We start from the raw sequence: 24,457 nt of genomic DNA on the forward strand, positions 1-24,457 counted from the left end.
CCAAAACCGCAATCGCTTTGTTAACCAATCATTAGGGTTAACAGATTATTGATTTAGCAGGAATTGGGCTTGAGGGGGCATGGGCGCATCGTCCGGCCTTGATCATGTCTCCCGAAAGGTTTCGGGATGAAGACATGCATGAGAACAAGAGACTAGAGCATGTTGGATGCACGACACGCTTTAGCAGGAGAGGTGGGATGCTGAACATCGCTCGAAAAGACGCTATCGCAACACGTCTGGGCTTCGCCTGCGTTCTTTCAGCATTGCTTCTTTCCGGCTGCACATCCGTCGACCGGACGACAACGGGCTCGGTCCGTCGCGCAGCAACGGTCGCCACTTTCGATCACATGAACGACGCGCAGCTTGCAGCCATGGCCGGGCGGCTTGGCGCGCAGTATGAACGTAATCCCAAGGATCGCCAGACGGCGCTCAACTATGCCAATGTGCTGACGCGTCTTGGCCGTAACGATCAGGCGCTGGCTGTCATGCGGGCGCTCGTCATTGTCTACCCGAAGGATCAGGCTGTTCTTGCCGCCTATGGCAAGGCGCTTGCCGGTGCAGGCCAGTTTGACGGAGCGCTCGACGCCGTTCGTCGCGCGCAGAACCCGGCCTATCCAGACTGGAAACTGGTTTCCGCTGAAGGTGCCATTCTCGACCAGATGGGCAAGCGGGAAGAAGCCCGCGCGACCTACCAGAAGGCGCTGCAGCTTCAGCCGAATGAACCGTCGATCATCTCCAATATGGGGATGTCCTATCTTCTGGCGGGTGATGCGCGGACAGCGGAAACCTATTTTAAACAGGCAGCAGCCGCGCCCGGCGCCGACAGCCGCGTGCGCCAGAATCTCGCTTTGTCGGTCGGTCTGCAAGGCCGCTTTCAGGAAGCCGAGGCGATTGCCGCGCAAGAGATTTCTCCGCAACAGGCCAAGGCCAATACGGATTATCTTCGTTCCATGCTCGCGCAGCAGAACTCCTGGAACATGCTCAAGGACAAGCCGAAGGGCTGAACCCTCTTTTATCAGTTGCCGCCGAACAATCCGCCTTGCGCCGAAATCTGGATGAAGGCCGGACCAAGGATGACGATAAAGAGCACGGGCAGGAAGAAAACGATCATCGGAACGGTGAGTTTCGGCGGCAGGGCCGCAGCCTTCTTTTCGGCTTCCAGCAGACGCAGGTCGCGGCTTTCCTGAGAAAGCGTGCGCAGCGCCTGCGCAACCGGCGTGCCGTAACGCTCTGCCTGAATCAGTGCCTGCGTGACCGATTTCACCGGGTCCAGACCGGTGCGATTGGCGAGATTTTCATAGGCCTGACGGCGTTCCGGCAGGAAGGAAAGCTCGGCATTGGTCAGCATCAGTTCTTCGGCCAGCTCGACGGACTGGATGCCGATTTCGTCGGCCACCCGGCGAAAGGCAGCTTCCGTTGACATGCCCGATTCAACGCAGATCAACATCAGGTCGAGCGCATCGGGCCATGCCCGACGGATGGACTGCTTGCGCTTGGTTGCGCGGTTCGAGACATAGAGGTTGGGCGCGTAAAAGCCAGCATAGCCAGCAAAAATGCAGACGAGAAGGCGGACGAAGAAGGTTTGATCGGCGAGCACGCCAAGCATGAAAATGTAGATTGCGGCAACGGTCATTGCCGCGAAAGGCAGCACGAAACGCAGGAACAGGAAAATGTTGAGCGGGTTTTGCCCTCTGAAGCCCGCCTGCCTGAGCGAAGCGATCGTCTTTTCGTCGGCCAGCGCGCGTTTGAGATCGAGCCTTTCCACGAATTCCCGGATGCCCTGCTTCTGCTGATGACGCAGACTGCTGCGACGGTCGCTTTCGGCTGCAAGGCGGGCCCGCTCGCGCGAGCGAATGGCCTCGCGCTCGGTGGCGACCGATTTCATGCGCGATTTGAGCGCGTTTCCGCTCAGTACCGGCAGGAGGATGGTCACCACGGTTGCAAAAACCGCGACCGTAATCAGCGCGCCGATCAGAAACTGCGGATCGGACAATTTCAGTGTGAGGAGAGAAAACATATCCGGTGCCTCACATATCGAAGTTGATCATGTTCTTCATGATGAAGATGCCGGTCAGCATCAGCACGGCTGCGATGCCCAGAAGCATATGGCCGGTCGATGACGTGAAAAGCAGCGTCATATAGAGCGGGCTTGTCAGATAGACGAGAACCATGACGATGAAGGGCAAGGCGCCGATAATCGCAGCTGAAGCCTTGGCTTCCATGGAAAGCGCATTGACCTTCGCCTTCATCTTCTTGCGGTCGCGCAGAACCTTTGAAAGATTGTTGAGCGCCTCGGAAAGATTGCCGCCCGCCTGTGCCTGTATCTGGATGACGATAGCGAAGAAGTTGGTTTCCGGGCAGGGCATGGAATCGGGCATCTTGCCGACCGCTTCGGGGATGGAAAGCCCGATCTGCTGCGCTTCGACGACCTTCTTGAACTCGCTCTTGACCGGTTCCACCGCCTCGCTCGCAATGAGCCGCAAGCCGTCATTGAGCGGCAGCCCGGCGCGAGTAGCGCGCACGATGACATCGAGCGCGTTGGGAAATTCCTCGAGAAATTTCTTCAGCCGCTGCTTGCGCTTTTGCAGCACGAACCAGCGCGGCAGACCGAAGAAGCCGGCAATCGCTACACCGGGAAGGAAAAGCAGCGGCGCGCCGAAAAGTAGCGCGATGAAAGTGGCGAAAAATGCCGAGGCACCGGAATAAAGATAGAATTTCTGCAAGGTGAGATTGAGCCCCGCCTGCGTCAGCAGGATGCGGAGCGGCGGGTATTTCTGGTTCTTCTCACGCTGCTTCTGCCGGGCTTCCAGATCCTTGATATTGTCCTGCAGCTGTTTGCGGCGCTTCTGGATGTCGGCGTTTCTGTCGCGCTCGCTGCGTGTTATCGCCCGTTCCGAACCGCTGTTGCGCACAGTTTCAAGACGCCGCGTTGCATGGTTCTTCTTACCGAGCTTGTCATAGAAGAGCGCGTAGAACAAAGCAGCACAAGCGACGACAGCAAGCACCACGAACATCACAATGCTGGCGGGCCCCGTCATGCATTGGCCCTTTCCATGCTGTCGAGCACGGAGGCGAGACGGCTGTCCTCATTATAGTAGCGGGCGCGCTCCCAGAAGGCGGGACGTCCGATACCGGTCGAGCTATGGCTGCCGAGAATGCGACCGGAAGCGTCTTCTCCCTTGATATCGTAGAGAACGAGGTCCTGGGTGGTGATCACGTCGCCTTCCAGTCCCACCACTTCCGTAATATGGGTGATGCGACGCGAGCCGTCGCGCAGGCGTGCCGCCTGAATGATGATGTCGACCGAGCCGACGATGATCTCGCGCACCGTCTTTTGCGGCAGCACATAGCCGCCCATGGCGATCATGGCTTCCATGCGGTTGAGGCATTCACGCGGGCTGTTGGCATGGATCGTGCCCATCGAACCGTCGTGACCCGTATTCATGGCCTGCAGGAGATCGAACACTTCGGGTCCGCGCACTTCGCCAACGATGATGCGTTCGGGACGCATGCGCAGGCAGTTCTTCACCAGGTCGCGCATGGTGACTTCGCCTTCGCCTTCAAGATTGGGCGGGCGGGTTTCCAGACGCACGACATGGGGCTGCTGCAATTGCAGTTCTGCCGAGTCTTCACAGGTGATGATGCGTTCGTGCGTGTCGATATAGCGTGTCAGGCAGTTCAGAAGCGTGGTCTTGCCCGAACCCGTGCCGCCGGAAATGATAACATTGCAGCGCACGCGACTGATGATCTGCAGCAGTTCCGCCCCGGCATTGGATATGGCGCCGAATCGCACCAGCTGGTCGAGCGTCAGCTTGTCCTTGCGGAATTTGCGGATTGTCAGGGTAGGGCCGTCAAGCGACAGCGGGGGCGCGATGACGTTGACGCGGGAACCGTCCGGCAGGCGGGCGTCGCAGATCGGGCTCGATTCGTCGACGCGGCGTCCCACCTGGCTCACGATACGCTGGCAGATGTTGAGAAGCTGCTGATTGTCGCGGAATCGGATGCCGGTTTCCTGCAGCAGGCCGTCCACTTCGATATAGGTGCGGCGCGAACCGTTCACCATGATGTCGGCAATGTCGTCGCGAGAAAGAAGCGGCTCCAGCGGACCATAGCCCAGCACGTCGTTGCAGATGTCGTCGAGCAGTTCTTCCTGCTCGGCAATCGACATGACGAGGTTCTTGATGGCGATGATGTCATTGACGATGTCGCGGATTTCCTCGCGCGCGGCATCGGGCGCCATGCGGGACAATTGCGACAGATCGATCGTATCGATCAGCGCTGAGAAGACCTGCGATTTGGTATCGTAATAGCTTTCAGTTTTTTCGCGTCCCTGGGTGCTGGATTGACGCGTACTGGTCTGCCCCGACGTTTTGGAGGGCGTGACCGGTTGGGCAGCCTGCATGCGAGATGGCTGCACGGCCGGTGCGGGCGTGGCAGCGGGCGCGGCTGGTTTGGGCGCGGGCGGACGCGTTCCGCTTTCCGGCCTGTTTCCCGTATCGTTGCCTCTTCTGCCGAACATGATTCCCTGCCGTTACTTGGTCTTGCGTGCAAACTTGCCGAGAAGGCTCGCTATGCCGCTCTTCTTGCGCGGTTGCACATCGGCCCTGCCGGTCACGACATGCGCAATGTGGCTGATGGCTTCGGCAACCGGGCTTTCCGGATTGGTCTCCGCGATCATCCGGCCATTATTGGCTGCATTGCCGAAAAGCTGCGGATCGAAATCGATGGTGGCGATCGGATCGATGCCGAGCGGTTCCGTAAAATCGGCGAGTGCTATTTCCGGCCGTTTCGGAATGCCCATCTGGTTCAGGACGAGATGCGGTTTCACATCGTTGGGGCGCAACTGAGCCAGCGTGTCGAGGAGGTTCTTCGTATTGCGAAGATTGGCAAGATCTGGCGTCGCGACGATCACGACTTCATCGACGCGCATCAAGGTCGTCCGCGTCCATCCGCTCCAGCCATGCGCCACGTCCAGCACGACCAGCGGAGAATTGCGCTGGGCAACGTCGATCAGTTCGGCAAAGGCATCTTCCGTGAAATCGAATGTCCGCTCCAGGCTCGAAGGTGCGGCGAGGATCGACAGATGGTCGCCATATTGGACGAGCAGCCGGTCGAGATAGACCTCATCAATGCGTTCCGGCGAAAAGACGGCATCGGCAATGCCGAGCGTCGGGTCCTGATCGAAATTGATATTGGCCGTGCCGAAGGGGAGGTCCATGTCTGCCAGCACGACATCGTGCCGGAACATATTGGAGATCGACCAGGCGACATTATGGGCGATGGTCGACGCGCCTACGCCGCCTTTCGCGCCGATGAAGGCGACGGAACGGCCAAGCGGTTCCGCACCGGGATCGAGGAAGATCGAAGATACGATGGCCAGAATGTCGGCGAGCGACACGGGCGCCACGATATATTCCGAGACGCCCCGGCGCAGCAATTCGCGGTAGAGCCAGACCTCGTTGGAATGACCGATGACCATGACCTTCGAGCCGGGATCGCAGACCTCTGACAGCTGCTGCAGTTCTTCAAGCAGCACATTGGGTTCGGACGCCGATTCGACGATGATCAGATTGGGTGTCGAGGCGGTCTGATAGAATTCGATTGCAGCCGCAATGCCGCCCATCATGACCTTCAGATGGGTTTTAGCCATGCGCCGGTCGCCGCCTGCGCGTTCGATGGGAATGGCCACGCTTTCGTTCACGCAGAATGCCTGGATGGAAATGCGCGGAATAGGGCGCACATTTTCGAGCATGATCGGCGCACGACCTGTTTCCGGGCCTAGTGCTTCTTCCTCCGGTTCGAACGCGAAGTTGCTCATGGCGCCCTCTTAATACTCGGCCTGTTGGCTGCGGATTTCCTGCCAGTTGTCCGTCTGTGCAGGCGACATTTTCACATAGCCCTGATTGCCGTTGAGCCGTGCCGTCGCGCGATCCGAATCGATTGGCGACATGGTGCGCGGCCCCAGAAGATCGGCGGGATTGGCTACCTGCGCGGCCAGATTGTTCTGCGAGGCGCAGCCGAAATTGGCGTAGTGCTTGTTTTCAGGTGTGCTGGCGAGGTCATCCGGCCAGCGACCGCACGGCGTCGTGCCAGCCGTTATCGCATAATAGCTGATGCGGATTGGCGCGGCCGCGTCCGGGCTTTCGACCGGATAGTTTTCAATGGCAATATTGTTCGCCTTGATGCCGCTGCGCCGCAGTGTTGCTGACACCTCCGTGCTCAGCCGATAGGCCGCGGCCTGATTGGACGCGCCCGAAGGCACCAGAACATAAACCATGCCGGAGCCGTTGCGCCGGTAGTTTGCGATTGCGCCCTGAACGATGCCGCGCTGCATCGGGCTCAGCTTCCGGTCGGCCTGTGCGATCGGAATATCGGTAACCTGCTCCCGCTCGGCAATCGTGATCGGGTGGTTGGTGCGGTAATCGTCCGGCAGCGCACCCACGGTGATGTGCTGGCGGTTCGCGCAGCCTGCAAGGGCCAGCGACAGGGCAACGAGTGCTGATCGGGTGGAAATCCTGCAAAAGCTTCTGACTGAATAGGTCATGATCTGTCCCGCTCACTTGTAGATATAACCGACGACGCCGTTGTAGCGACCGGGCGGCAATTTGGTTTCCATCGTTCCGTAAACGCGATTGACCTTGCCGAGGATGTATCCCGCGCCATCGCTGGCGGGGTTGAGATTGTCGTCAGGCCGCGCAAGCTGCTGGCGGGCGACCGGGCGCGCCAGATAAGGCGTGACGATCACAACCAGTTCGGATTCGTTGCGGATGAAATCCTTGCTGCGGAACAATGCGCCAAGGACCGGAATTTTGGTGAGGCCCGGAAAGCCCGAAACCGACTGGCGCACTTCATCGCGGATCAGGCCGCCGATCATCATGGAACCGCCGGACGGAAGTTCGACCGTCGTGTCGGCGACGCGCTTTCGCAGCGACAGGACGCTCGCGCCCACGCCTTCCATCTTGTTTGTCGTGCCCGCGCCTTCCGTCGTCGGCTCCGAGACGGAGGTTCTGATTTTCAGGCTGATACGTCCCGGCCCCAGCACGGTCGGCATGAATTCCAGACCGATGCCGTAATTGATCTTGGCCAGCTGATTGGTGCGTTTTCCGTCGTCATCATAGGTCACGCTGTTGATGACATTATATTCGCCGCCGACATTGAAAGCCGCCTTTTCACCGGAAATTGCGGTCAGCGTCGGCTCGGCGAGGGTCTTCATCACGCCTGCCGATTCCATCGCCCGCAGATAGGCGGAAAAGTTGCTCGTCGCGAGGCCGAACCCGGTATCGGACAGGTTGTTGCCAATGGCGCCTGCGATATTCTCGGAAATTCCGCCATAGGAAATGCCGTTCGATACGCCGCTGCCCGTCATGTTGACGCCAAGCTGCTTCATGACGGAGCGGCTGACCTCGGCGACGGTGACTTTCAGCGTCACCTGATCCTCGCCGACGATGGTGAGCATATTGACGATGGCGCTCTCGCGGCGGCCTCGATCGGGATTATTGATGGCCACACCGCCGCCATCCGTTGGCGCGGATGCAGTCGTGGTGAACTGACCGGTTGTTGCTTCGCCACCGGAAACGAAAAGACCGGCAAGCTTCGCCGCCTTAGCCGAATCCTGCGGGGTCTGTACCGTTCCGGTCAGCACCACATTATCGTTGATCAGTTCGACGCGAATATCGGAACCCGGAATAAGGCGCTTCAATTGGGACGAAAGCCCGCTCACGTCCCGCTCGATTTCGACATCGATCGACGCGACCTGTTCGCCGTTCGGACCGAAAACGAAGATATTGGTCTGTCCGACCTGCTTGCCGAAAAGATAGATGCGCCGCGACGTGCGCGTCACCGCATCGGCTATTGCCGGATTGGAGACGAGAACGTCATAGGCATCCTGCGGAAGGTCGAGAACCACCGACTTGTTGAGCCCGAGCTTGATCGTCTGTGAACGCTGCTGGCTGCCTACCTTGACGATGCCAGCCGCCGCCATTGCAGCCATGTCGGCAAGCGGCAGGGAAAAGGCCGCCAGCGCACTGGCAAACAGTGCGATCTTTGCGGAATACGGGCGCACGCGGTTTGTCTTTCTCATGAGCGCGGTCCTATTTCTGTAACGCTGCCGGATTTGATGACCTTGACCGTCCCGCTGCGGGTGGGCGAGGAAACCAGATAGTCGGCCTGCTTGATATCCCTGTCCTCGACATCCTGTGTCGAGCGAAGCGCCAGCGTCAGGCGGTCGGCCATCTGCTGGGCGACGGTGATGATTTCAGCCTGTTCCGGCGTAACTTCCAGCGTCGCGGTCTGGCCCACCATGACCTTGCGGCCCTGCTCGTCTTCCTGAATGGCCTGGTCGATGGCCAGAACACGCACATTCTGCAGTACGGTTTCGGTGGTGAAGGGTGTGAGCGACTTGTCGCCATTGTCGGGCTTGCGGCGGGTCATGATGACATCGACGAAATCATTGGGAAGAATGAAGCCGCCTGCCGAGCTTTCGGCGTTGATCTGCGTCGCAACAGCGCGCATGCCCGGCGGCAGGATCGACGACATGAAGCTCTGGCCGGGGCCGATGAGTTTGGCCTTGCGGATCGGTTCGCCCGTGAAGAACTGGAGCCGGACCGTAGCGCCGCTCAGTTGATTGATGGCATCGGGTTCGCTCGCGCGGGTGATATAGCCTTCGCTGATTGCCTCCGCGGGCCAGGGTTGCCAGCGCATCTGCGACGTCAGTTCTGCGCCGACACCCAGATTTTCGGTGGCGACGAGCACGTCCTCCAGTTTGATCTGCGGTGCTTCAGGCGCGGCGACGACGGGTGCAGGCGGCGGCGCGGCGAGGTTCATGGCAATATAGCCAGCGCCACCAGCCGCAAGAACGGCTACTCCTAAAATGAGCAGTCGAGCTGATTTCATGATATGCCCCGCGCAAATCCCCACGCCTTGATGACGTGTTCCAAAATTGCACTGGCAATCGTGTAATTATGGTTAATATAATCTTATTCACATAAAGAAAGATTGAAATTACACGTAGGCGTTGTGCGTCAAAGCGCTCAGAATGCTCCCGCCATATAGGCTTTCATTGCTTCTCCGACCGGCGACAGCGGAAATGTCCAGAGACCGGCAGCGCCAAGCGCAATGCCATAGGGAATGCCTACATCCTTGCGGGCGAGCGTCCCCATGAAGGCAAGGCGGTCAGCCAGAAGCGGGCGCGGCACCATCCGGTAGAGGATGATCGTGAGCGTGAGCACACCGCCGAGGATCGAAACCATCACGAGATAATCCACGAGGCTGGGATTGGGGCCGTACCACAAGGCCGTCGCCGCGATCAGCTTGGCGTCGCCGCCACCCATGGCGCGAAGGCAGAAGAGCGAAAAGGTGATGACGAGCGCGATGCCGCCAACCGCCAGATGCCAGCCGAAATCGGAAAGGGAAATGCCGCAAAGTGGCGCGAGCAGAAAGAAACCGAGTGTCAGACCGATGGAAACACGGTTGCGGATCGTCATCGACGTCAGGTCGGTGACCATGGCCGTGACCATCGCCAGAGCGAAGATTGCTGTCATGGCTGCTGCTGTCATTGCCGATGCCCCCGCGTCGCCCGTAACTCCACCATATGCACGCAATTGCGCGTTATCGATTAGCGGTTTGTCGCCTGTTCGAACTGTCTGGCCGTATCGCTGAATTTTTCGCCGACACTGCCAGCCATGAGCGCGACGCCGCTTATGATCGCAATGGAAACGAGCGTGCCGATCAGCGCATATTCGATCGCTGTCGAACCGGCCCTGTTCTTCATGAAACGCGTCATCAATGTCGGCATCGCATGCTCCTCGCTGTTCCGATTGCGCTGGTTTTTGGGAACGCGCTTTAATTTCGGATATGCTCAAGCATAGGAGAGAGGGATTGTGGCCCTCTTAACAGGTATGGTTAATGAAATGCTGTGGCGCTTGCGAGGCGTCGGCAATCGCGCGATTGGTTAATCTTTGGCGAATTGCGGGCGCGGTCTGCACCGATGGGTGGTGACTTAATTCTTCCTTCACCAATCCCGTTCATTCTTTGCTCATCATATTGATGGGGCTTCATTAGCTTGGCCCATTATATCAGCGGGGGAATGTCGCGTGGCGCGTCGTTTGTTTTCTTTGGGTGGCTTCGGCGTGGTGCCCGCCATGGGCGCTGCATTCATGGCTGTGTGTGCGGTCGCACCGGCCTCTGCGGAAGACTATATTGCCCTTGAAACCAGCCAGGCGCGCATTTTGCGGCTGGCGCGTCCCGCCGACAGCGTCGTGATCGGCAATCCGTCGATTGCCGATGCAGTCGTTCAGGATGCACAAACCATTGTCCTGACTGGCAAGGATTTCGGTGTGACCAATATCGTGGTCATGGACAAGCAGGGTGAACCGATCCTCGACCGGGAACTCGTGGTTTCCCGCAATGCACGTGGAACGACGCGGATTTACCGCCAGGCCGAAGTACAAACGCTTTCCTGCACCCCCTATTGCGAAAAAGCTTCGACAAAGAACGGTTTCGACGACAAATAACAATATTCAGCCGCAAGCAGCCATTTCCGTTAATACTCTTTCAGGTTGTCCTGTTGTAACGATACGCCCATCGGATTCATGATCGAATTCAGGCAGAATTGGGTGGGGTTATGACATTGGGGATTTTTGCGCGACGCCTTGCGCGGGTGAGTGCGAATTTGCGCCGTTTCGCCCGCGCGCAAAACGGCGTGGCGGCGGTTGAGTTCGCGCTGCTCATCGTTCCATTTCTCGTCATCATCTTTGCGACGATTGAGGTCGGCGTGAGCTTTGCGGCACGCCAGGTCATATCCAACGCGACGGAGACCGTGGCGCGCAAGTTGCAGACGGGCCGGATCAGAGGGGGGGCGATCAGCGAGGAAGCCTTGCGCACCGAACTCTGCCAGCAGATGCAATTCATGGTCGCTTCGGGCTGTCCCAATCTTTCGTTCAATCTTGGAACCTATGAGGGGTTCGCCAATGTTCCGACGGACAAGATTCTCGATGACGAAGGCAGGCTCATACAGACAGGCGTTACCGGTACGAGCGGAACCTCGACGATCAACCAGCTTAATGTTGTGTATGCCTGGCCCGTGCTGACGAACATCCTTTATCTGGCCAAAAGTCCCCATGCGGCAGGCGGCACGATGCCGCTTTTCGCAACGCTTACCTGGCAGAACGAACCCTTTCCGAACTGACACAACCCACGCCCGTCCCTCGGGACGCGCTCTGGAGCGATTGATTGTCATGCGTAATTCTCTTCGAAAATTCCTGCACGACCGGCGCGGCCTCGGTGCGGTCGAATTCGCCTTGATCGCCCCTCTCCTGCTTCTGATTTATCTGGGTTCCGTCGATCTTGCCGACGGTGTCGACACCAACAAGAAAGTCTCGCGCTCGGCGAGCGTCCTTGCCGATCTGGTTGCCCGCCAATTGTCGGTCACGAAGGATGACCTGGATGACATGTTCAATATCGGTCGCGCGTCACTCCTGCCCTATGGCCGGAGCAGCCCGAAGATAAGGATTACGGCAATCAGGATCGACGGAACGGCAAGCGCCAACAATCTTACGCCGAAGGTCGACTGGTCCTACGCCAATATCGCGGATTTTGCCGTCAAGAAGGGCGGCACCGGCGCTATCCCGTCGAGCCTCGTGGGCGAAGGATCTTATTTTATCAAGGTCGATGTCGAACTTGACTACAAGCCGCTCAATTCATGGATTTCCACGAGCATTCCGATGAGCGAAACCTACTATCTGGCGCCCCGCTATACCAATACGATCCCCTGCACCAATTGCTGAACATCTTGGCATTGCTGACAAAACTGAACATATAAGGGTAAAGCCTATTCAAGGCTCTCGTTCAGGAACAGTTTTCAATGCCCGAATTACCAGAGGTCGAAACGGTTCGCCGTGGTCTGCAGCCTTTCATGGAGGGCGCGACCGTCGCCCAAGTCGAACAGCGGCGCCCGGACCTGCGTTTTCCCTTTCCCGACCGTTTTGTTGAACGTCTTTCCGGCCGGCGTATCGCAGCGCTCGGGCGACGTGCGAAATATCTCACGATCCATCTCGACGACGGGCTTTCCGTCATCAGTCATCTGGGCATGTCGGGTTCATTTCGCATTGAGACCGATGATGGTGGTGGCACGCCCGGCGAATTTCATCACGAGCGTTCCAAGCTGAGTGCGCACGATCATGTCGTGTTTCATCTCCGGCGCGCCGATGGCGCTCCGGCCCGCATCATCTACAACGATCCGCGACGTTTCGGCTTCATGCTCTTTGCAGAGGAGGGCGCGCTCGACAGCCATCCGTTGCTCGCAGGTCTTGGCATCGAGCCGACAGGCAATCTGCTTTCGGGCGCGGTTCTGGCAGAACTTTTCAAGGGACGTAAAGCGCCGCTCAAGGCGGCGCTGCTCGATCAGCGCCTCATCGCCGGTCTCGGCAATATATATGTCTGCGAGGCGCTCTGGCGCAGTCACCTTTCGCCTCTGCGTGCCGCCGGTTCCGTTGCACAGGACCCCGCAACCATGGAGCGGCTTGCTTCCGACATTCGCACAGTGATCGCGGAAGCCATTGCCGCAGGCGGCTCGACGCTCAAGGATTATATACAGGCAGATGGCGCGCTCGGCTATTTCCAGCACTCCTTTTCCGTCTATGGCCGTGAAGGAGAGCCGTGCAGAAATCCCGCCTGCAAGGGCTTTGTGGAACGAGCCGTACAGTCGGGACGTTCGACTTTTTTCTGTGCTTCCTGCCAGCAATGAGGCCTTGAAAAAGAAGCTGTGCCGGTCCACTTTGCCCGCCAATCAGTGAAAGCGGATCCCGAAAAGTGTGAAACGATTTTCGGGCAAGATGCGCGGTTCAAACCAAAAAGATAGGGCATTTTCCGTGATTCAGAAAAAACAGGAAATGCTTGATCTGTCCGAAGGAGGAGTTCAAATTCATGGCCTATGAAACGATCATCGTTGAGACGCGCGGCAGCGTCGGCCTCATCCGCCTCAATCGCCCGCAGGCGCTCAATGCCCTGAACCGCAAGGTGCTCGACGAACTGACAGAAGCTCTCGGGGCTTTCGATACGGACGGCAAGATCGGCGCCATCGTCCTGACCGGTTCCGAAAAGGCGTTCGCCGCCGGTGCCGACATCAAGGAAATGCAGCCCATCGATTTCGTGGACGCCTATCTTCAGGACATGTTCGCCGACTGGCAGAAAGTGGATCGTGTCCGCAAGCCGATCATCGCGGCGGTTTCGGGCTATGCGCTCGGCGGCGGCTGCGAACTGGCCATGATGTGCGATTTCATCATTGCCGGCAGCAATGCAAAATTCGGCCAGCCGGAAATCACGCTCGGCGTCATGCCAGGCATGGGCGGCTCGCAGCGTCTCACCCGCTATGTCGGCAAGTCCAAGGCGATGGATATGTGCCTGACGGGACGCATGATGGATGCGGCGGAGGCCGAGCGCAGTGGCCTGGTCTCGCGGGTGGTCGCGCCGGAGGAGCTTCTGGAAGAAGCGCTGAAGGCGGCCGAACGCATCGCCTCCTTCTCGCAACCGTCGGTTCTGATGACAAAGGAAGCGGTCAACCGCACCTATGAAATGACGCTGAGCGAAGGGCTCCGCTTCGAGCGGCGCCAGTTCCATTCCCTGTTTGCGACGGAAGACCAGAAGGAAGGCATGGCGGCCTTCATCGACAAGCGTACGCCGTCATTCAAGAATCGCTGACTGACCGGCAGGCCTCCCAGGGTCACCCGGGAGGAGGTTTACGGGAGCCCTCAAGTCGCTTTTGAGGGGCTCTCAGGCCGGGTTTGCGGCTTTTTGATCAAGCTTTGGGGCAGAATCCACGTTGACGCCGCGCCAAAGCTGATCTATAAGCCCGCCCACGGATCGGCGGCCCAAAGGATTTTTCTCGGCTGCCCTAGAGGTTTTGTGCCCGGCGGTTTTTGCCCCTGGCTAGCTGACAGAAAAAAGAGAGGCATTTATGGCCAATACTCCTTCGGCCAAGAAGGCAGTGCGCAAGATCGCTGCCCGCACCGAAATCAACAAGTCCCGCCGTTCGCGCGTTCGTACCTTCGTGCGCAAGCTGGAAGACGCCCTGACAAGCGGCGACAAGCAGGCTGCAGAACTCGCCTTCAAGGCCGCTGAGCCTGAACTGATGCGCGCAGCTTCCAAGGGCGTGATGCACAAGAATACCGCCTCGCGTAAGGTCTCGCGCCTTGCCCAGCGCGTCAAGGCGCTGAACGCCTAATATTAGTCCATTCTTATGGAACAGTTTCAAAACCCGGCTCATTGTTAGCCGGGTTTTCTTTTTTTAGCGTTTTTTGGACAATCGGCTTTCACCCTCTCCACCTGGAATTGAAGAGACATTTCAATGACTAGCTGGAAACCTTCCGAGGGAAGCCAATCTTGTGAGTGACGATTTTATTAGTATTTTCAAATGGTTGCAGAATCTTATCCACTGTTATCCACAGGCTGGTTTAGGGACTCGGAAGGGGTGGTGAGTCAAGAATTTTTTTTAAATTTATTTTTCGGACGGAACATATCAGGACCACCTAAAAATTGTCTTTTGAAAACGCATTGAATCCAAAGGTGTTATTTCGCTGGCGTCCGATTCCCCCCTGTTGCGGGGAGGCCCTGCAAGAGCTTTCAGCAAAAAAATGTGGCTTTCTGAGGCTTGCCCTTTGCGGCAGGGCTTCGCTAAAGTCAGGGCATAAGAGGGGTGGGCCACCGGCCCGGAGTTAGCATCAAATAACGAGTGTTGTCGGCGTGGGTGTCATAACCCGCGGGTGTTATATTCTGGTCGTAAGGTTCTGTTCCTCATGGTTGTTTGCTTACCATTCATTAACCGGAATGCCGTTTTAGGCGTGGCCCCGACAATTGAATGGTTGTGACGGATTTCTTTCCGGGCAATCAGCCTCCGATAAAAGTGTTGTGAGTCGTAAAAAGGTCGCCGGGAAGGAGTATCCGGGTGTTGGTCCTGATGGGACCGTTTGAGTTTGTGTTTGGCCCAGAGCTTTGGAGCCGGGCTTTGTGAGTGAGTACCTGCCGGCCAGACGGATGATCGATCTGCGGTTCGGACAGGAAAAAAATGACAAGCGTCAGAAAACGGCGCGTACGAATGTGAAGGCAGGCGAGACGATGGCAATGATGACCGGCAAATCGACGGCAACGATGGGTGATGATGCACATGCGAACCGTATCCACGGATCTTCTGCTACCGGAAATGACAAGAGCCTGGTCGAGTTGAGCGGCAATGCAGGTGACGAGGTTTTCGAGCGCCTGACGGCAAAGCTGAAAGCCCGCGTCGGTACCGAGATTTATTCCAGCTGGTTTGGTCGTCTGAAGCTCGACGACATCTCCAAGAGCATTGTCCGCCTGTCGGTTCCGACGGCGTTTCTGCGCTCCTGGATTAACAATCATTATTCCGAACTGCTGACCGAGCTTTGGCAGGAAGAAAACCCGCAGATTCTGAAGGTTGAAGTCGTGGTTCGGGGCGTAAGCCGCGTGGTGCGCAGCGCTGCTCCCGCTGAAGCTTGCGAAGCTGCAGAGAACAAGCCGGCCGTCGCCCCGCGCGAAAAGATGGTGTTTCCGCTCGGTCAGTCCTTTGGCGGCCAGCCGGTGGGAGAAAAGCGCGGTTCCGCGGTGGTCGCAGAATCGGTCGCCGCTTCCGGCTCGATTCTCGGTTCGCCGCTCGATCCGCGCTATACCTTCGACAGCTTCGTCGACGGCGCATCGAATCGGGTGGCGCTTGCCGCCGCCCGCACCATTGCGGAAGCAGGTTCCAGCGCCGTTCGTTTCAATCCGCTTTTCATTCATGCTTCCGTCGGTCTCGGCAAGACCCACCTTCTGCAGGCAATCGCCGCTGCCGCGCTCCAGCGCCAGGAGAAGGCCCGCGTCGTCTATCTGACGGCTGAATATTTCATGTGGCGCTTTGCCACCGCGATCCGCGACAACAATGCGCTGTCCTTCAAGGAACAGCTGCGCGATATCGACCTTCTCGTGATCGACGACATGCAGTTCCTGCAGGGCAAGTCCATTCAGCACGAGTTCTGCCATCTCCTGAACACGCTGCTCGACAGCGCAAAGCAGGTTGTGGTTGCCGCCGACCGCGCGCCTTCCGAACTGGAATCGCTCGACGTGCGTGTCCGTTCGCGTCTTCAGGGGGGCGTTGCGCTTGAGGTCGCTGCTCCAGACTATGACATGCGCGTCGAGATGCTGCGCCGCCGTCTGGCTGCCGCACAGGCGGAAGATCCAAGCCTCACCATTGGCGAAGAGATTCTTTCCCACGTTGCCCGCACCGTCACCGGATCGGGCCGCGAGCTGGAAGGCGCGTTCAACCAGCTTCTGTTCCGCCAGTCTTTCGAACCGAACATTTCCATCGACCGCGTCGATGAGCTGCTCGGCCATCTGACCCGCGTTGGCGAACCGAAGCGCATCCGTATCGAGGAAATCCAGCGCATCGTGGCGCGTCATTATAATGTCTCGAAGCAGGACCTGCTGTCGAACCGCCGCACGCGCACCATCGTCAAGCCGCGTCAGGTGGCAATGTATCTCGCCAAGATGATGACGCCGCGCTCCCTGCCGGAAATCGGTCGCCGCTTTGGTGGTCGCGATCATACCACGGTTCTTCATGCCGTGCGCAAGATCGAGGATCTGGTCGGCGCTGACACCAAGCTTGCCCAGGAGCTTGAGCTTCTGAAGCGCCTGATCAACGATCAGGCCGCCTGATCGGTAAACTTCTCCGCTATCAATGGCGGTTATCAACAAAAAGCCCGGGCCCTGTCGCTTTCCGACACGGCGCGGGCTTGCTTTTCTCCTTAAAAATCTGCCACTTTAACGGACCTTCTGGCGCCTTGGGCGCCTTATCGACAGGGGCCGCCTGCCTGCCCGTCAGATGCAGTTGCCCTGTCCCAGCGAGCGAGTGCGTTTGAACATGCGTGTTACCCTAGAGCGATCGAACCTTCTCAAGTCTCTCAACCACGTCCACCGCGTCGTGGAGCGCCGCAACACGATACCGATTCTGTCGAACGTGCTTTTGCAGGCCGAGGGCGCAAGCCTCGCACTCAAGGCGACTGACCTTGATCTTGAGGTTAACGAAGCGACGGCCGCGATGGTGGAACAGGCTGGCGCCACCACGGTTCCGGCGCATCTCCTCTATGACATCGTCCGCAAGCTGCCGGATGGCGCGGAAGTCATGCTGTCGACCAACCCTGACGGCGGTTCCATGTCGGTCATTTCCGGCAAGTCGTCCTTCCGTCTGCAATGCCTGCCGCAATCCGATTTCCCGGAACTGACCGCCGGCGCATTCACCCACTCCTTCCGCATCGAGGCGCAGGCGCTGAAGCGGCTCATCGACCGTACGCAGTTTGCGATTTCGACGGAGGAAACCCGTTATTACCTCAACGGCATCTTCTTCCACGCTATCGAAAGCGACGGTGCCTTGAAGCTCCGCGCTGTCGCGACGGACGGTCACCGACTGGCGCGCGCCGAGCTGGAAGCACCGTCCGGCACGGAAGGCATGCCGGGCATCATCATCCCGCGCAAGACGGTCGCCGAACTGCAGAAACTGGTCGATGTGCCGGATGTGGTTGTCACCGTGGAACTGTCCGACGCCAAGATCCGCTTTACTGTCGGGTCGGTGGTTCTCACCTCGAAGCTGATTGACGGCACCTTCCCCGATTACCAGCGCGTCATTCCGTCCGGCAACGACAAGAAACTCACCATCGGGCGTCAGGAATTTGCGGCCTCGGTGGATCGCGTCTCGACCATTTCGAGCGAGCGTGGCCGTGCGGTCAAGCTTTCGATAGCCGATGGCCAGCTGACGCTGACCGTCAACAATCCCGATTCGGGCAGCGCCACGGATGAACTGGCGGCGGACTACGACGCCGATCCGCTCGATATCGGTTTCAACTCGAAATATCTGCTCGACATTACCAGCCAGCTTTCGGGTTCCGATGCGGTCTTCATGCTGGCCGATGCCGGTTCTCCGACACTGGTGCGCGATACGGGCGACGATGACGTCCTTTACGTCCTCATGCCGATGCGTGTTTAAAGAACGGACAAGTGAATACGCCTGAGCCTGATCAAAGCCGTCCGGATCGTGTCTCGATCCGGCGGCTTAAGCTTGTCAATTTCCGCAATTATGCGGAATTGTCGCTGCCGCTTGGCCCCGGTCATGTGGTGCTGACCGGCGAAAACGGTTCCGGCAAGACCAATCTGATCGAAGCGGTTTCGTTTCTGTCGCCGGGGCGCGGCCTGCGCCGCGCTGCTTATGACGATGTTGCACGCACCAATTCGCTCGACGGCTTTGCCATCCATGCCGCGCTCGACTGTATGATCTATGGCGAGGCTGAAATCGGCACCGGCACGGCAGGCGGCGGCGAGGGTGGCCGCAAGGTCCGCATCAATGGTATTGCCGCTTCCGGCGACGATATGCTCGACTATGCGCGCATTCTCTGGGTTGTACCGTCGATGGATGGGCTATTTACCGGAGGCGCTTCCGACCGGCGTCGTTTTCTGGACCGCATGGTGCTCGCCATTGATACCGCGCATGGCAAGCGGGTGCTCGATTATGAAAAGGCGATGCGCAGCCGCAACCGTCTGCTGAATGATGGCAATAATGACAGCCAATGGCTGGATGCGATTGAAAGCCAGATGGCTGAACTGGGCACGGCCATTGCAGCCGCCCGCGCCGAAGCCATGCGCCTGATTGCGGCGATGATCGAACGGCTGCCCGCCGAAGGGCCATTTCCGAAAGCTGATTGTTTTCTGGAAGGGGCGCTGGAGCAGAGAATCAATGTCGAGGCGGCGCTTGATCTTGAGGAGGATTTCCGCCGCACCCTGCGTGATGGCCGCGCGCGCGACCGGGCAGCGGGTCGCACGCTGGAAGGTCCGCATCGCACGGATCTGATCGTCCAGCATCGCCCGAAGGCGATGCCCGCCGCGCTCTGTTCCACGGGCGAGCAGAAGGCATTGCTGATCGGTCTGGTGCTTGCCCATGCACGGCTGACGGCGGAGCTTTCCGGCATGGCTCCAATTCTCCTGCTCGATGAAATCGCCGCGCATCTCGATACGGGACGTCGTGCAGCGCTGTTCGGCATTCTGGATGAACTTGGCGGGCAGGCTTTCATGACCGGCACCGATCGGGCGCTTTTTGAAGCGCTAGAAGGGGAGGCGCAGTTTTTCAACGTGTCGGCTGGCACGCTCACGCGGCTCTGAGGCAAAATAGCCGCTGACAGCGCGTCTGGAGAGGCATATGTTCGGCCATCATGAACGCATCATCGAAGCCCTTTTCGTCTGAAGAACTTGAACGTTATGCGCGCCATATCGTGCTGCCGGAAGTCGGCGGGCCGGGCCAGCAGAAGCTGAAGGCCGCCCGTGTGCTGGTCGTCGGCGCAGGCGGCCTTGGCGCGCCTGTCCTGCAATATCTGGCGGCTGTCGGCGTCGGCACACTCGGCATCGTCGATGATGACACGGTTTCGTTGTCGAACCTGCAACGTCAGGTCATTCACGATACGCAAAGTGTCGGCCAGCCGAAGGTGGCAAGCGCGCTTGCCTCCATTGCCGGCATCAATCCGCATGTGAAGGTCGAGGAACACCAGCTCCGCCTCGATGCGGATAATGCCGAGGCCTTGATCGGCAATTATGACATTGTCGTGGATGGTTCCGACAATTTCGCCACGCGCTATATTTTGGCCGATGCCGCTGCCAAAGTCGGTCGCCCGCTGGTGACCGGCGCGATGGGCCGTTTCGATGGCACGGTCACGGTGCTCATGCCCTACACAACCAGCGCCGACGGCACACCGAACCCGTCCTATCGCGATCTCTTTCCTGAAGCGCCGCCGCCGGGAACCGTGCCGACCTGTGCCGAAGCCGGAGTGCTGGGCGTCCTGCCGGGTGTGATCGGCAGCTTGCAGGCGATGGAAGTCATCAAGCTCATCACCGGCATCGGCGAGCCGCTGGTCGGTCGGCTGCTGCTCTATAACGCGCTCAATGTCCGCTTCGAGACCATTCGCTACAAGGCGCGCAAGAAGGGCTGAATATGGCACTGACATTAACCGATGAAGAGCGCTCGATAGCCGCCGGCGATCAGGGGGAAGGCGCTGCGATGGCCATGCGCATCGTGGCCGACACTGCGCGATTGATGGGCGCGCCGCGCCTTATCCCGGTCGCATCGGCGCATATCGACGGCGCGCTTTACCACGGCGACAGCGGAACGCTTTTTGCCGAGAAGCTCGTCGAGGGCGGTGCGAAGGTCAAAATTCGTTCGACGCTCAATGTCGGTTCCATCGACCTGACCGGCTGTTCGCGCAATCTTTTGCCGGCTCATGAAGCAGGAATGGCGAAGCGGATGATGCGCGCCTATATCAAGCTTGGCTGCGAGCCGACATGGACCTGCGCGCCTTATCAGGCAGGCCACAGGCCGGCACAGGGAACCGATGTCGCATGGGGCGAATCCAACGCGGTCGTCTTCTGCAATTCGGTTCTGGGTGCGCGCACCAATCGCTATGGCGATTTTCTCGATATTGCCTGCGCCATTGCAGGACGCGCGCCTGACTATGGCCTCCATCGCGTCGAAAACCGCCGCGCTACGGTGGTGATCGATATTTCGGCGCTCGATCCTGTCTTCCTGTCTTCGGAGGTGGCGTGGCCCATTCTCGGCAATCTGTTCGGTCGCAGCGTGGGAACGAATATCGGTGTCGTCGCGGGTAGTCCCGTTCATCCCGACGAAGACGATCTCAAGGCATTCGGTGCGGCCTCCGCATCGGTGGGGGCTGTCGGTCTGTTCCATGTGGCGGGCGTGACGCCGGAAGCGCCCGACCTTGAAACAGCTTTGCAGCACCAGCAACCGGACGGCGTCATCCATGTCACAACGGAAATGATCGAAGCGACGCGCAAGCGGCTTTCGACGGTTGAGCGGGTGGACCATATCGATGCGGTCGCCATCGGCAGTCCGCATCTTTCGATAACGGAATTCGACCGCCTGGAGCGCGCCATAGCGGAACGCAAGCTTGCAGTACCGCTTTATGCCTGTACGGGTCGTCATGCGCTGGTCGAACTGGAGAAGAACGGGCGCAGGCAGGCGCTGGAAAAGGCAGGCGTCGTCATCGTCGCCGATACATGCGTGGTGGTAACGCCCATTTTGCCAGCTAAGGATGATGCCGTTTTGATGACCAATTCCGGCAAGTTCGCCCATTATGCGCCCGGCAATACCGGCTATGGCGTGCTTTATGGCTCGCTGGAGGAGTGTGTGGAAAGTGCCGTCGCGGGCAGGCCGGTTTTCGGAAAGCAGGCAGCATGAGTGTGGGAAAGAGTTCTGTGCTCGTTGCGGGCAAGGGCGCTGAGGCGCAAGCTCTGGTTCTCTCCGCTCCGATCAGTTTCTGGGGCGGTGTCGATCCGAAGAGCGGCCGCATTGCCGATGTGCGTCATCCGGAACATGGGCAAAGCATCGCCGGGCGCGTGTTGTGCCTGCCGGGAACCATCGGTTCGTCGTCAGCCGCCGCCGTGCTTCTGGAACTGGTCCATAGCGGCCACGCGCCCGCGGCCATCATCCTGCACGAACCAGACGCCATTCTGCTTCTCGGCCTCATCGTCGCCCGTGAAATGGGCCATGACGTGCCGATAGCCGTTGAGCTCGACCGCGAAGCGCAAAGGCAACTCGCCGGCCATCGGGTGACGGTCGGCGAGGATGGGGCGATTGGTATCGCTGCCTGAACCAGCGTAGTTCGGGTCGAGCCTATTGATGCTTTTTCAGCTTCTTGTTCGCCGTCACCACGCTTCCCCCTCATCCTGAGCCTGTCGAAGGACGAGGGCGGGCGCTGTGCGTTTTCCCTCAGCCCTTCGAGACGCCTCCTTCGACAAGCTCAGGAGGCTCCTCAGGATGAGGGAAAGGACTACACAGGCGGCTCTAATATTGCGTGTTGCGGTCCACGACGTGTTCCAGCGTCCCGTCGCGCTCGAAGGCTTCAATCTGCCGGATGATCTGCGGCACCAGGGCGGTAGCGGATGAGCTTGCCGCCGCATGAGGCGTGATCGTCACGCGCGGATGATCCCAAAGCGGGCTGCTGGTCGGCAACGGTTCCTGCGTGAACACGTCAAGCGAGGCTGCCGAAAGAAGGCCGCGATCAAGTGCTGCCAGAATATCCGCCTCATTCTGCAATCCGCCGCGTCCGGCATTAATCAGCACCGGGGCACCGAGCGGCCCGTCGCTCTTCAGTTGCGCGAACATCGACATGGAGAGAATGCCCTTTGTGTCGGGCGTCAGCGGCAGCAGGCAGACGAAGATATCGGCTGTCTTGAGGAATTTCCCAAAGCCGTCCTTGCCGTGATAGGTCTGTACGCCATCGATTTCCTGCGGACGGCGGCTCCAGCCGGTGACATTGAAGCCAAGCGTTGTGAGTTTTTCAGCCGCATCGCGACCGAGCACGCCAAGACCCATGATTCCGACCGTCACCTCATGGGCGGCTGGCTGGCGGCGATCCTCATGCCAGACATGATTCTGCTGCTGCTTGCGATAGCGCTGTCCGAGGCGGTGGTGATCCAGCACCTGCCAGACGACATATTCTGTCATGCGCATGGTGAGGTCGTCGGAGATGATGCGCACCAGCGGTACATCGGGAATTTGGTCATCGCGGAAGACGTGATCGACGCCTGCGCCCAGTGAGAAGATGACCTTCAAATTGGGCAGGTTCGCAAGCGAACCGGGCTTTTGTTTCCAGACAAGCGCATATGTGATGGAAGGATCGTTCTCGGCGCGGTCCGTCACCACCGGACGATCCGGCGCATGATCCCGAAACGTCTTCAGCCAGATTTCCGGGTCCCAGTCGGTGATCGCGAGAAGAATATTACCCTTTGTTTCGCTCATTGTCTCACTCCCCCTTCGGTCGCCTCCATGTGGAAAGCGGCTGCCATCAGTGCCTTGGTGTAGTCGGTCTGCGGATTGGCAAAAACGTCCTTTGCCGCGCCATATTCCACCGCCTTGCCGTTACGCATCACCAGCACATCATTTGCCAGTGCCCGCACCACTTTCAGATCGTGGCTTATGAAAAGATAGGCGAGATCGTGCTTCTTCTGCAATGCGCGCAGCAGATCGACCACCTGCGCCTGCACGCTCATGTCGAGTGCGGAGGTCGGCTCGTCCAGCATGACGAATTTCGGGTTCAGCACCATGGCGCGCGCAATGGCGATGCGCTGGCGCTGGCCACCGGAAAATTCATGCGGATAGCGGAAGCGGGTTTCAGGATCGAGATTGACCTCTTTGAGCGCCGCCACCACCCGCTCGTCGCGGTCGTCGGCTGAAAGCTTCGGCTCGTGCACGAGAAGCCCTTCGGCGATGATGTCGGCGATGGTCATGCGCGGTGACAGCGAGCCGAACGGGTCCTGAAACACGATCTGCATTTCGCGGCGCAGCGGGCGCATGTCCTTGAAGCTGAACTTGGCGATGTCGCGCCCATCGAAATTGATCTCGCCCTTCGACGAGATCATGCGCGAAAGCGCCAGGCCAAGCGTCGTCTTGCCGGAACCCGATTCGCCAACGACGCCGAGCGTCTGGCCGGCGCGCAAGTTCACGTCGATGCCGTCCACCGCCTTCACATGGTCGACGGTCTTGCGCATGAAACCCTTCTTGATCGGGAACCAGACGCGAATGTCCTTGCCTTCCATCACCGTCCTGGCGGCGGGATCGGCAGCGGGCGGCTCGCCCTTCGGTTCGGCGGCAAGCAGGTGCTTGGTATAGGGATGCTGCGGATTGTCGAAGATGTCTCTGGTCGGTCCGGTCTCGACGATCTTGCCCTTGCTCATCACGCAGACCCTGTCGGCGATCTTGCGCACGATGCCGAGATCATGGGTGATGAAGAGCATCGACATGCCCTGCGCGGCTTTCAATTCGGCAAGCAGCTTCAATATCTGCGCCTGCACGGTGACGTCGAGCGCGGTGGTCGGCTCGTCGGCAATCAGCAGCTTCGGCTTGTTGGCAAGCGCCATGGCGATCATGACGCGCTGGCGCTGCCCGCCGGAAAGCTGGTGCGGGAAGGCGGACAGGCGCTTTTCCGGTTCGCGGATGCCGACTTCATGGAGAAGCTCCAGTGTGCGCTTCCGCGCCGCTTGATCGCCCATACCCTGATGCATTTTCAGGATTTCGCCGATCTGCCGTTCCACGCTGTGCAGCGGATTGAGCGAGGTCATCGGCTCCTGAAAGATCATCGTGATGTCGTTGCCGCGCACACGGCGCAGTTCGGGCTCCGAGGCTTTCATCAGGTCCTTGCCGTTGAAAAGGATTTCACCGGAAGGATGGCTGGCTGACGGATAGGGCAGCAGCTTCAGGACGGACAGGGCCGAAACGGATTTGCCTGAACCCGATTCGCCCACGAGTGCTACCGTTTCACCTTCGGCGATGTCGAAGGACACGCGGTCGACAGAAACGCGCTCTTCGCCATTCTGGCGGAATGCGACGGACAAATCGCGGACGGACAGCAGTATATTGTTCATC

24 protein-coding genes are annotated in these 24,457 nt (G+C 59.0%); 13 read left to right on the plus strand and 11 right to left on the minus strand.

Going from position 1 to position 24,457, the window contains the following annotated elements:
• The first annotated feature begins 197 nt into the window (after nucleotides 1-197).
• On the plus strand, nucleotides 198-1,004 hold the full coding sequence (locus tag J9800_RS19380) for a tetratricopeptide repeat protein (protein WP_114214404.1): 807 nt from the start codon (nucleotides 198-200) through the stop codon (nucleotides 1,002-1,004).
• A gap of 11 nt (nucleotides 1,005-1,015) precedes the next feature.
• Here the strand turns inward: J9800_RS19380 and J9800_RS19385 are convergent, their stop codons facing one another.
• The 9 genes from J9800_RS19385 to J9800_RS19425 all read right to left on the minus strand — a co-directional run bounded on the left by J9800_RS19385 (nucleotide 1,016) and on the right by J9800_RS19425 (nucleotide 9,793).
• Nucleotides 1,016-2,017 carry a type II secretion system F family protein gene (locus J9800_RS19385; RefSeq protein ID WP_114214403.1) on the minus strand — a complete coding sequence of 334 codons (1,002 nt, stop codon included), beginning with the start codon at nucleotides 2,015-2,017 and terminating at the stop codon, nucleotides 1,016-1,018.
• A 10-nt stretch (nucleotides 2,018-2,027) separates the two neighbouring features.
• Complete coding sequence (locus J9800_RS19390; RefSeq protein ID WP_112588504.1) at nucleotides 2,028-3,038, minus strand: type II secretion system F family protein; 1,011 nt, start codon at nucleotides 3,036-3,038, stop codon at nucleotides 2,028-2,030.
• Nucleotides 3,035-4,519 carry a TadA family conjugal transfer-associated ATPase gene (locus J9800_RS19395; protein ID WP_114214402.1) on the minus strand — a complete coding sequence of 495 codons (1,485 nt, stop codon included), beginning with the start codon at nucleotides 4,517-4,519 and terminating at the stop codon, nucleotides 3,035-3,037. Before J9800_RS19395 ends, J9800_RS19390 begins: the two co-directional genes overlap by 4 nt.
• 12 nt (nucleotides 4,520-4,531) lie before the next feature.
• Nucleotides 4,532-5,818, minus strand: coding sequence for a CpaE/TadZ family protein (locus tag J9800_RS19400; RefSeq protein WP_114214401.1), 1,287 nt, complete (start codon nucleotides 5,816-5,818; stop codon nucleotides 4,532-4,534).
• Nucleotides 5,819-5,827: 9 nt separating this feature from the next.
• Entirely contained in the window at nucleotides 5,828-6,544 is a 717-nt protein-coding gene (locus tag J9800_RS19405; protein ID WP_114214400.1) for a CpaD family pilus assembly protein, read from the minus strand.
• A 12-nt stretch (nucleotides 6,545-6,556) separates the two neighbouring features.
• A complete protein-coding gene (locus tag J9800_RS19410) occupies nucleotides 6,557-8,080 on the minus strand; it encodes a type II and III secretion system protein family protein (RefSeq protein WP_114214399.1) in 1,524 nt (507 codons plus the stop codon).
• Nucleotides 8,077-8,892, minus strand: coding sequence for a Flp pilus assembly protein CpaB (gene cpaB / locus J9800_RS19415; RefSeq protein ID WP_114214398.1), 816 nt, complete (start codon nucleotides 8,890-8,892; stop codon nucleotides 8,077-8,079). Before cpaB ends, J9800_RS19410 begins: the two co-directional genes overlap by 4 nt.
• Before the next feature lie 137 nt (nucleotides 8,893-9,029).
• Nucleotides 9,030-9,554 (minus strand): A24 family peptidase, encoded by a 525-nt coding sequence (locus J9800_RS19420; RefSeq protein WP_114214397.1) that lies wholly within the window; start codon nucleotides 9,552-9,554, stop codon nucleotides 9,030-9,032.
• A 59-nt stretch (nucleotides 9,555-9,613) separates the two neighbouring features.
• Entirely contained in the window at nucleotides 9,614-9,793 is a 180-nt protein-coding gene (locus tag J9800_RS19425) for a Flp family type IVb pilin (protein ID WP_112588518.1), read from the minus strand.
• A 298-nt stretch (nucleotides 9,794-10,091) separates the two neighbouring features.
• Between J9800_RS19425 and J9800_RS19430 the strand changes: the two genes are divergently transcribed.
• The 12 genes from J9800_RS19430 (at nucleotide 10,092) to J9800_RS19485 (ending at nucleotide 21,684) form a co-directional block, all read left to right on the plus strand.
• Nucleotides 10,092-10,511: a pilus assembly protein N-terminal domain-containing protein gene (locus J9800_RS19430; protein WP_114214396.1), complete on the plus strand. Its 420-nt coding sequence runs from the start codon at nucleotides 10,092-10,094 to the stop codon at nucleotides 10,509-10,511.
• Nucleotides 10,512-10,621: 110 nt separating this feature from the next.
• On the plus strand, nucleotides 10,622-11,185 hold the full coding sequence (locus J9800_RS19435; protein ID WP_114214395.1) for a TadE/TadG family type IV pilus assembly protein: 564 nt from the start codon (nucleotides 10,622-10,624) through the stop codon (nucleotides 11,183-11,185).
• 49 nt (nucleotides 11,186-11,234) lie between these two features.
• Nucleotides 11,235-11,783 carry a TadE/TadG family type IV pilus assembly protein gene (locus J9800_RS19440; protein WP_112588524.1) on the plus strand — a complete coding sequence of 183 codons (549 nt, stop codon included), beginning with the start codon at nucleotides 11,235-11,237 and terminating at the stop codon, nucleotides 11,781-11,783.
• 77 nt (nucleotides 11,784-11,860) lie between these two features.
• Entirely contained in the window at nucleotides 11,861-12,742 is an 882-nt protein-coding gene (gene mutM, locus J9800_RS19445; protein ID WP_210845912.1) for a bifunctional DNA-formamidopyrimidine glycosylase/DNA-(apurinic or apyrimidinic site) lyase, read from the plus strand.
• A 179-nt stretch (nucleotides 12,743-12,921) separates the two neighbouring features.
• Nucleotides 12,922-13,695 (plus strand): enoyl-CoA hydratase, encoded by a 774-nt coding sequence (locus tag J9800_RS19450; RefSeq protein WP_114214646.1) that lies wholly within the window; start codon nucleotides 12,922-12,924, stop codon nucleotides 13,693-13,695.
• Nucleotides 13,696-13,951: 256 nt separating this feature from the next.
• Complete coding sequence (gene rpsT, locus J9800_RS19455; protein ID WP_112588528.1) at nucleotides 13,952-14,218, plus strand: 30S ribosomal protein S20; 267 nt, start codon at nucleotides 13,952-13,954, stop codon at nucleotides 14,216-14,218.
• An 896-nt stretch (nucleotides 14,219-15,114) separates the two neighbouring features.
• Nucleotides 15,115-16,698: a chromosomal replication initiator protein DnaA gene (gene dnaA / locus J9800_RS19460; protein ID WP_112588636.1), complete on the plus strand. Its 1,584-nt coding sequence runs from the start codon at nucleotides 15,115-15,117 to the stop codon at nucleotides 16,696-16,698.
• Nucleotides 16,699-16,903: 205 nt separating this feature from the next.
• On the plus strand, nucleotides 16,904-18,022 hold the full coding sequence (gene dnaN / locus J9800_RS19465; protein WP_112588530.1) for a DNA polymerase III subunit beta: 1,119 nt from the start codon (nucleotides 16,904-16,906) through the stop codon (nucleotides 18,020-18,022).
• A gap of 11 nt (nucleotides 18,023-18,033) precedes the next feature.
• On the plus strand, nucleotides 18,034-19,188 hold the full coding sequence (recF, locus tag J9800_RS19470; RefSeq protein ID WP_114214394.1) for a DNA replication/repair protein RecF: 1,155 nt from the start codon (nucleotides 18,034-18,036) through the stop codon (nucleotides 19,186-19,188).
• A 50-nt stretch (nucleotides 19,189-19,238) separates the two neighbouring features.
• Entirely contained in the window at nucleotides 19,239-20,009 is a 771-nt protein-coding gene (locus J9800_RS19475) for a molybdopterin-synthase adenylyltransferase MoeB (RefSeq protein ID WP_114214393.1), read from the plus strand.
• 2 nt (nucleotides 20,010-20,011) lie between these two features.
• Nucleotides 20,012-21,271 (plus strand): aconitase X, encoded by a 1,260-nt coding sequence (locus J9800_RS19480; RefSeq protein WP_114214392.1) that lies wholly within the window; start codon nucleotides 20,012-20,014, stop codon nucleotides 21,269-21,271.
• Nucleotides 21,268-21,684: an aconitase X swivel domain-containing protein gene (locus tag J9800_RS19485; protein ID WP_114214391.1), complete on the plus strand. Its 417-nt coding sequence runs from the start codon at nucleotides 21,268-21,270 to the stop codon at nucleotides 21,682-21,684. The genes J9800_RS19480 and J9800_RS19485 overlap by 4 nt, the downstream gene beginning before the upstream one ends.
• A gap of 193 nt (nucleotides 21,685-21,877) precedes the next feature.
• Here the strand turns inward: J9800_RS19485 and J9800_RS19490 are convergent, their stop codons facing one another.
• Both J9800_RS19490 and J9800_RS19495 read right to left on the minus strand, forming a co-directional pair.
• Complete coding sequence (locus J9800_RS19490) at nucleotides 21,878-22,834, minus strand: 2-hydroxyacid dehydrogenase (protein WP_114214390.1); 957 nt, start codon at nucleotides 22,832-22,834, stop codon at nucleotides 21,878-21,880.
• Nucleotides 22,831-24,456 (minus strand): ABC transporter ATP-binding protein, encoded by a 1,626-nt coding sequence (locus tag J9800_RS19495; protein ID WP_114214645.1) that lies wholly within the window; start codon nucleotides 24,454-24,456, stop codon nucleotides 22,831-22,833. The genes J9800_RS19490 and J9800_RS19495 overlap by 4 nt, the downstream gene beginning before the upstream one ends.
• Nucleotide 24,457 lies beyond the last annotated feature (1 nt).

It is taken from the genome of Ochrobactrum sp. AP1BH01-1 (assembly GCF_018066705.1).
Classification (GTDB): domain Bacteria; phylum Pseudomonadota; class Alphaproteobacteria; order Rhizobiales; family Rhizobiaceae; genus Brucella.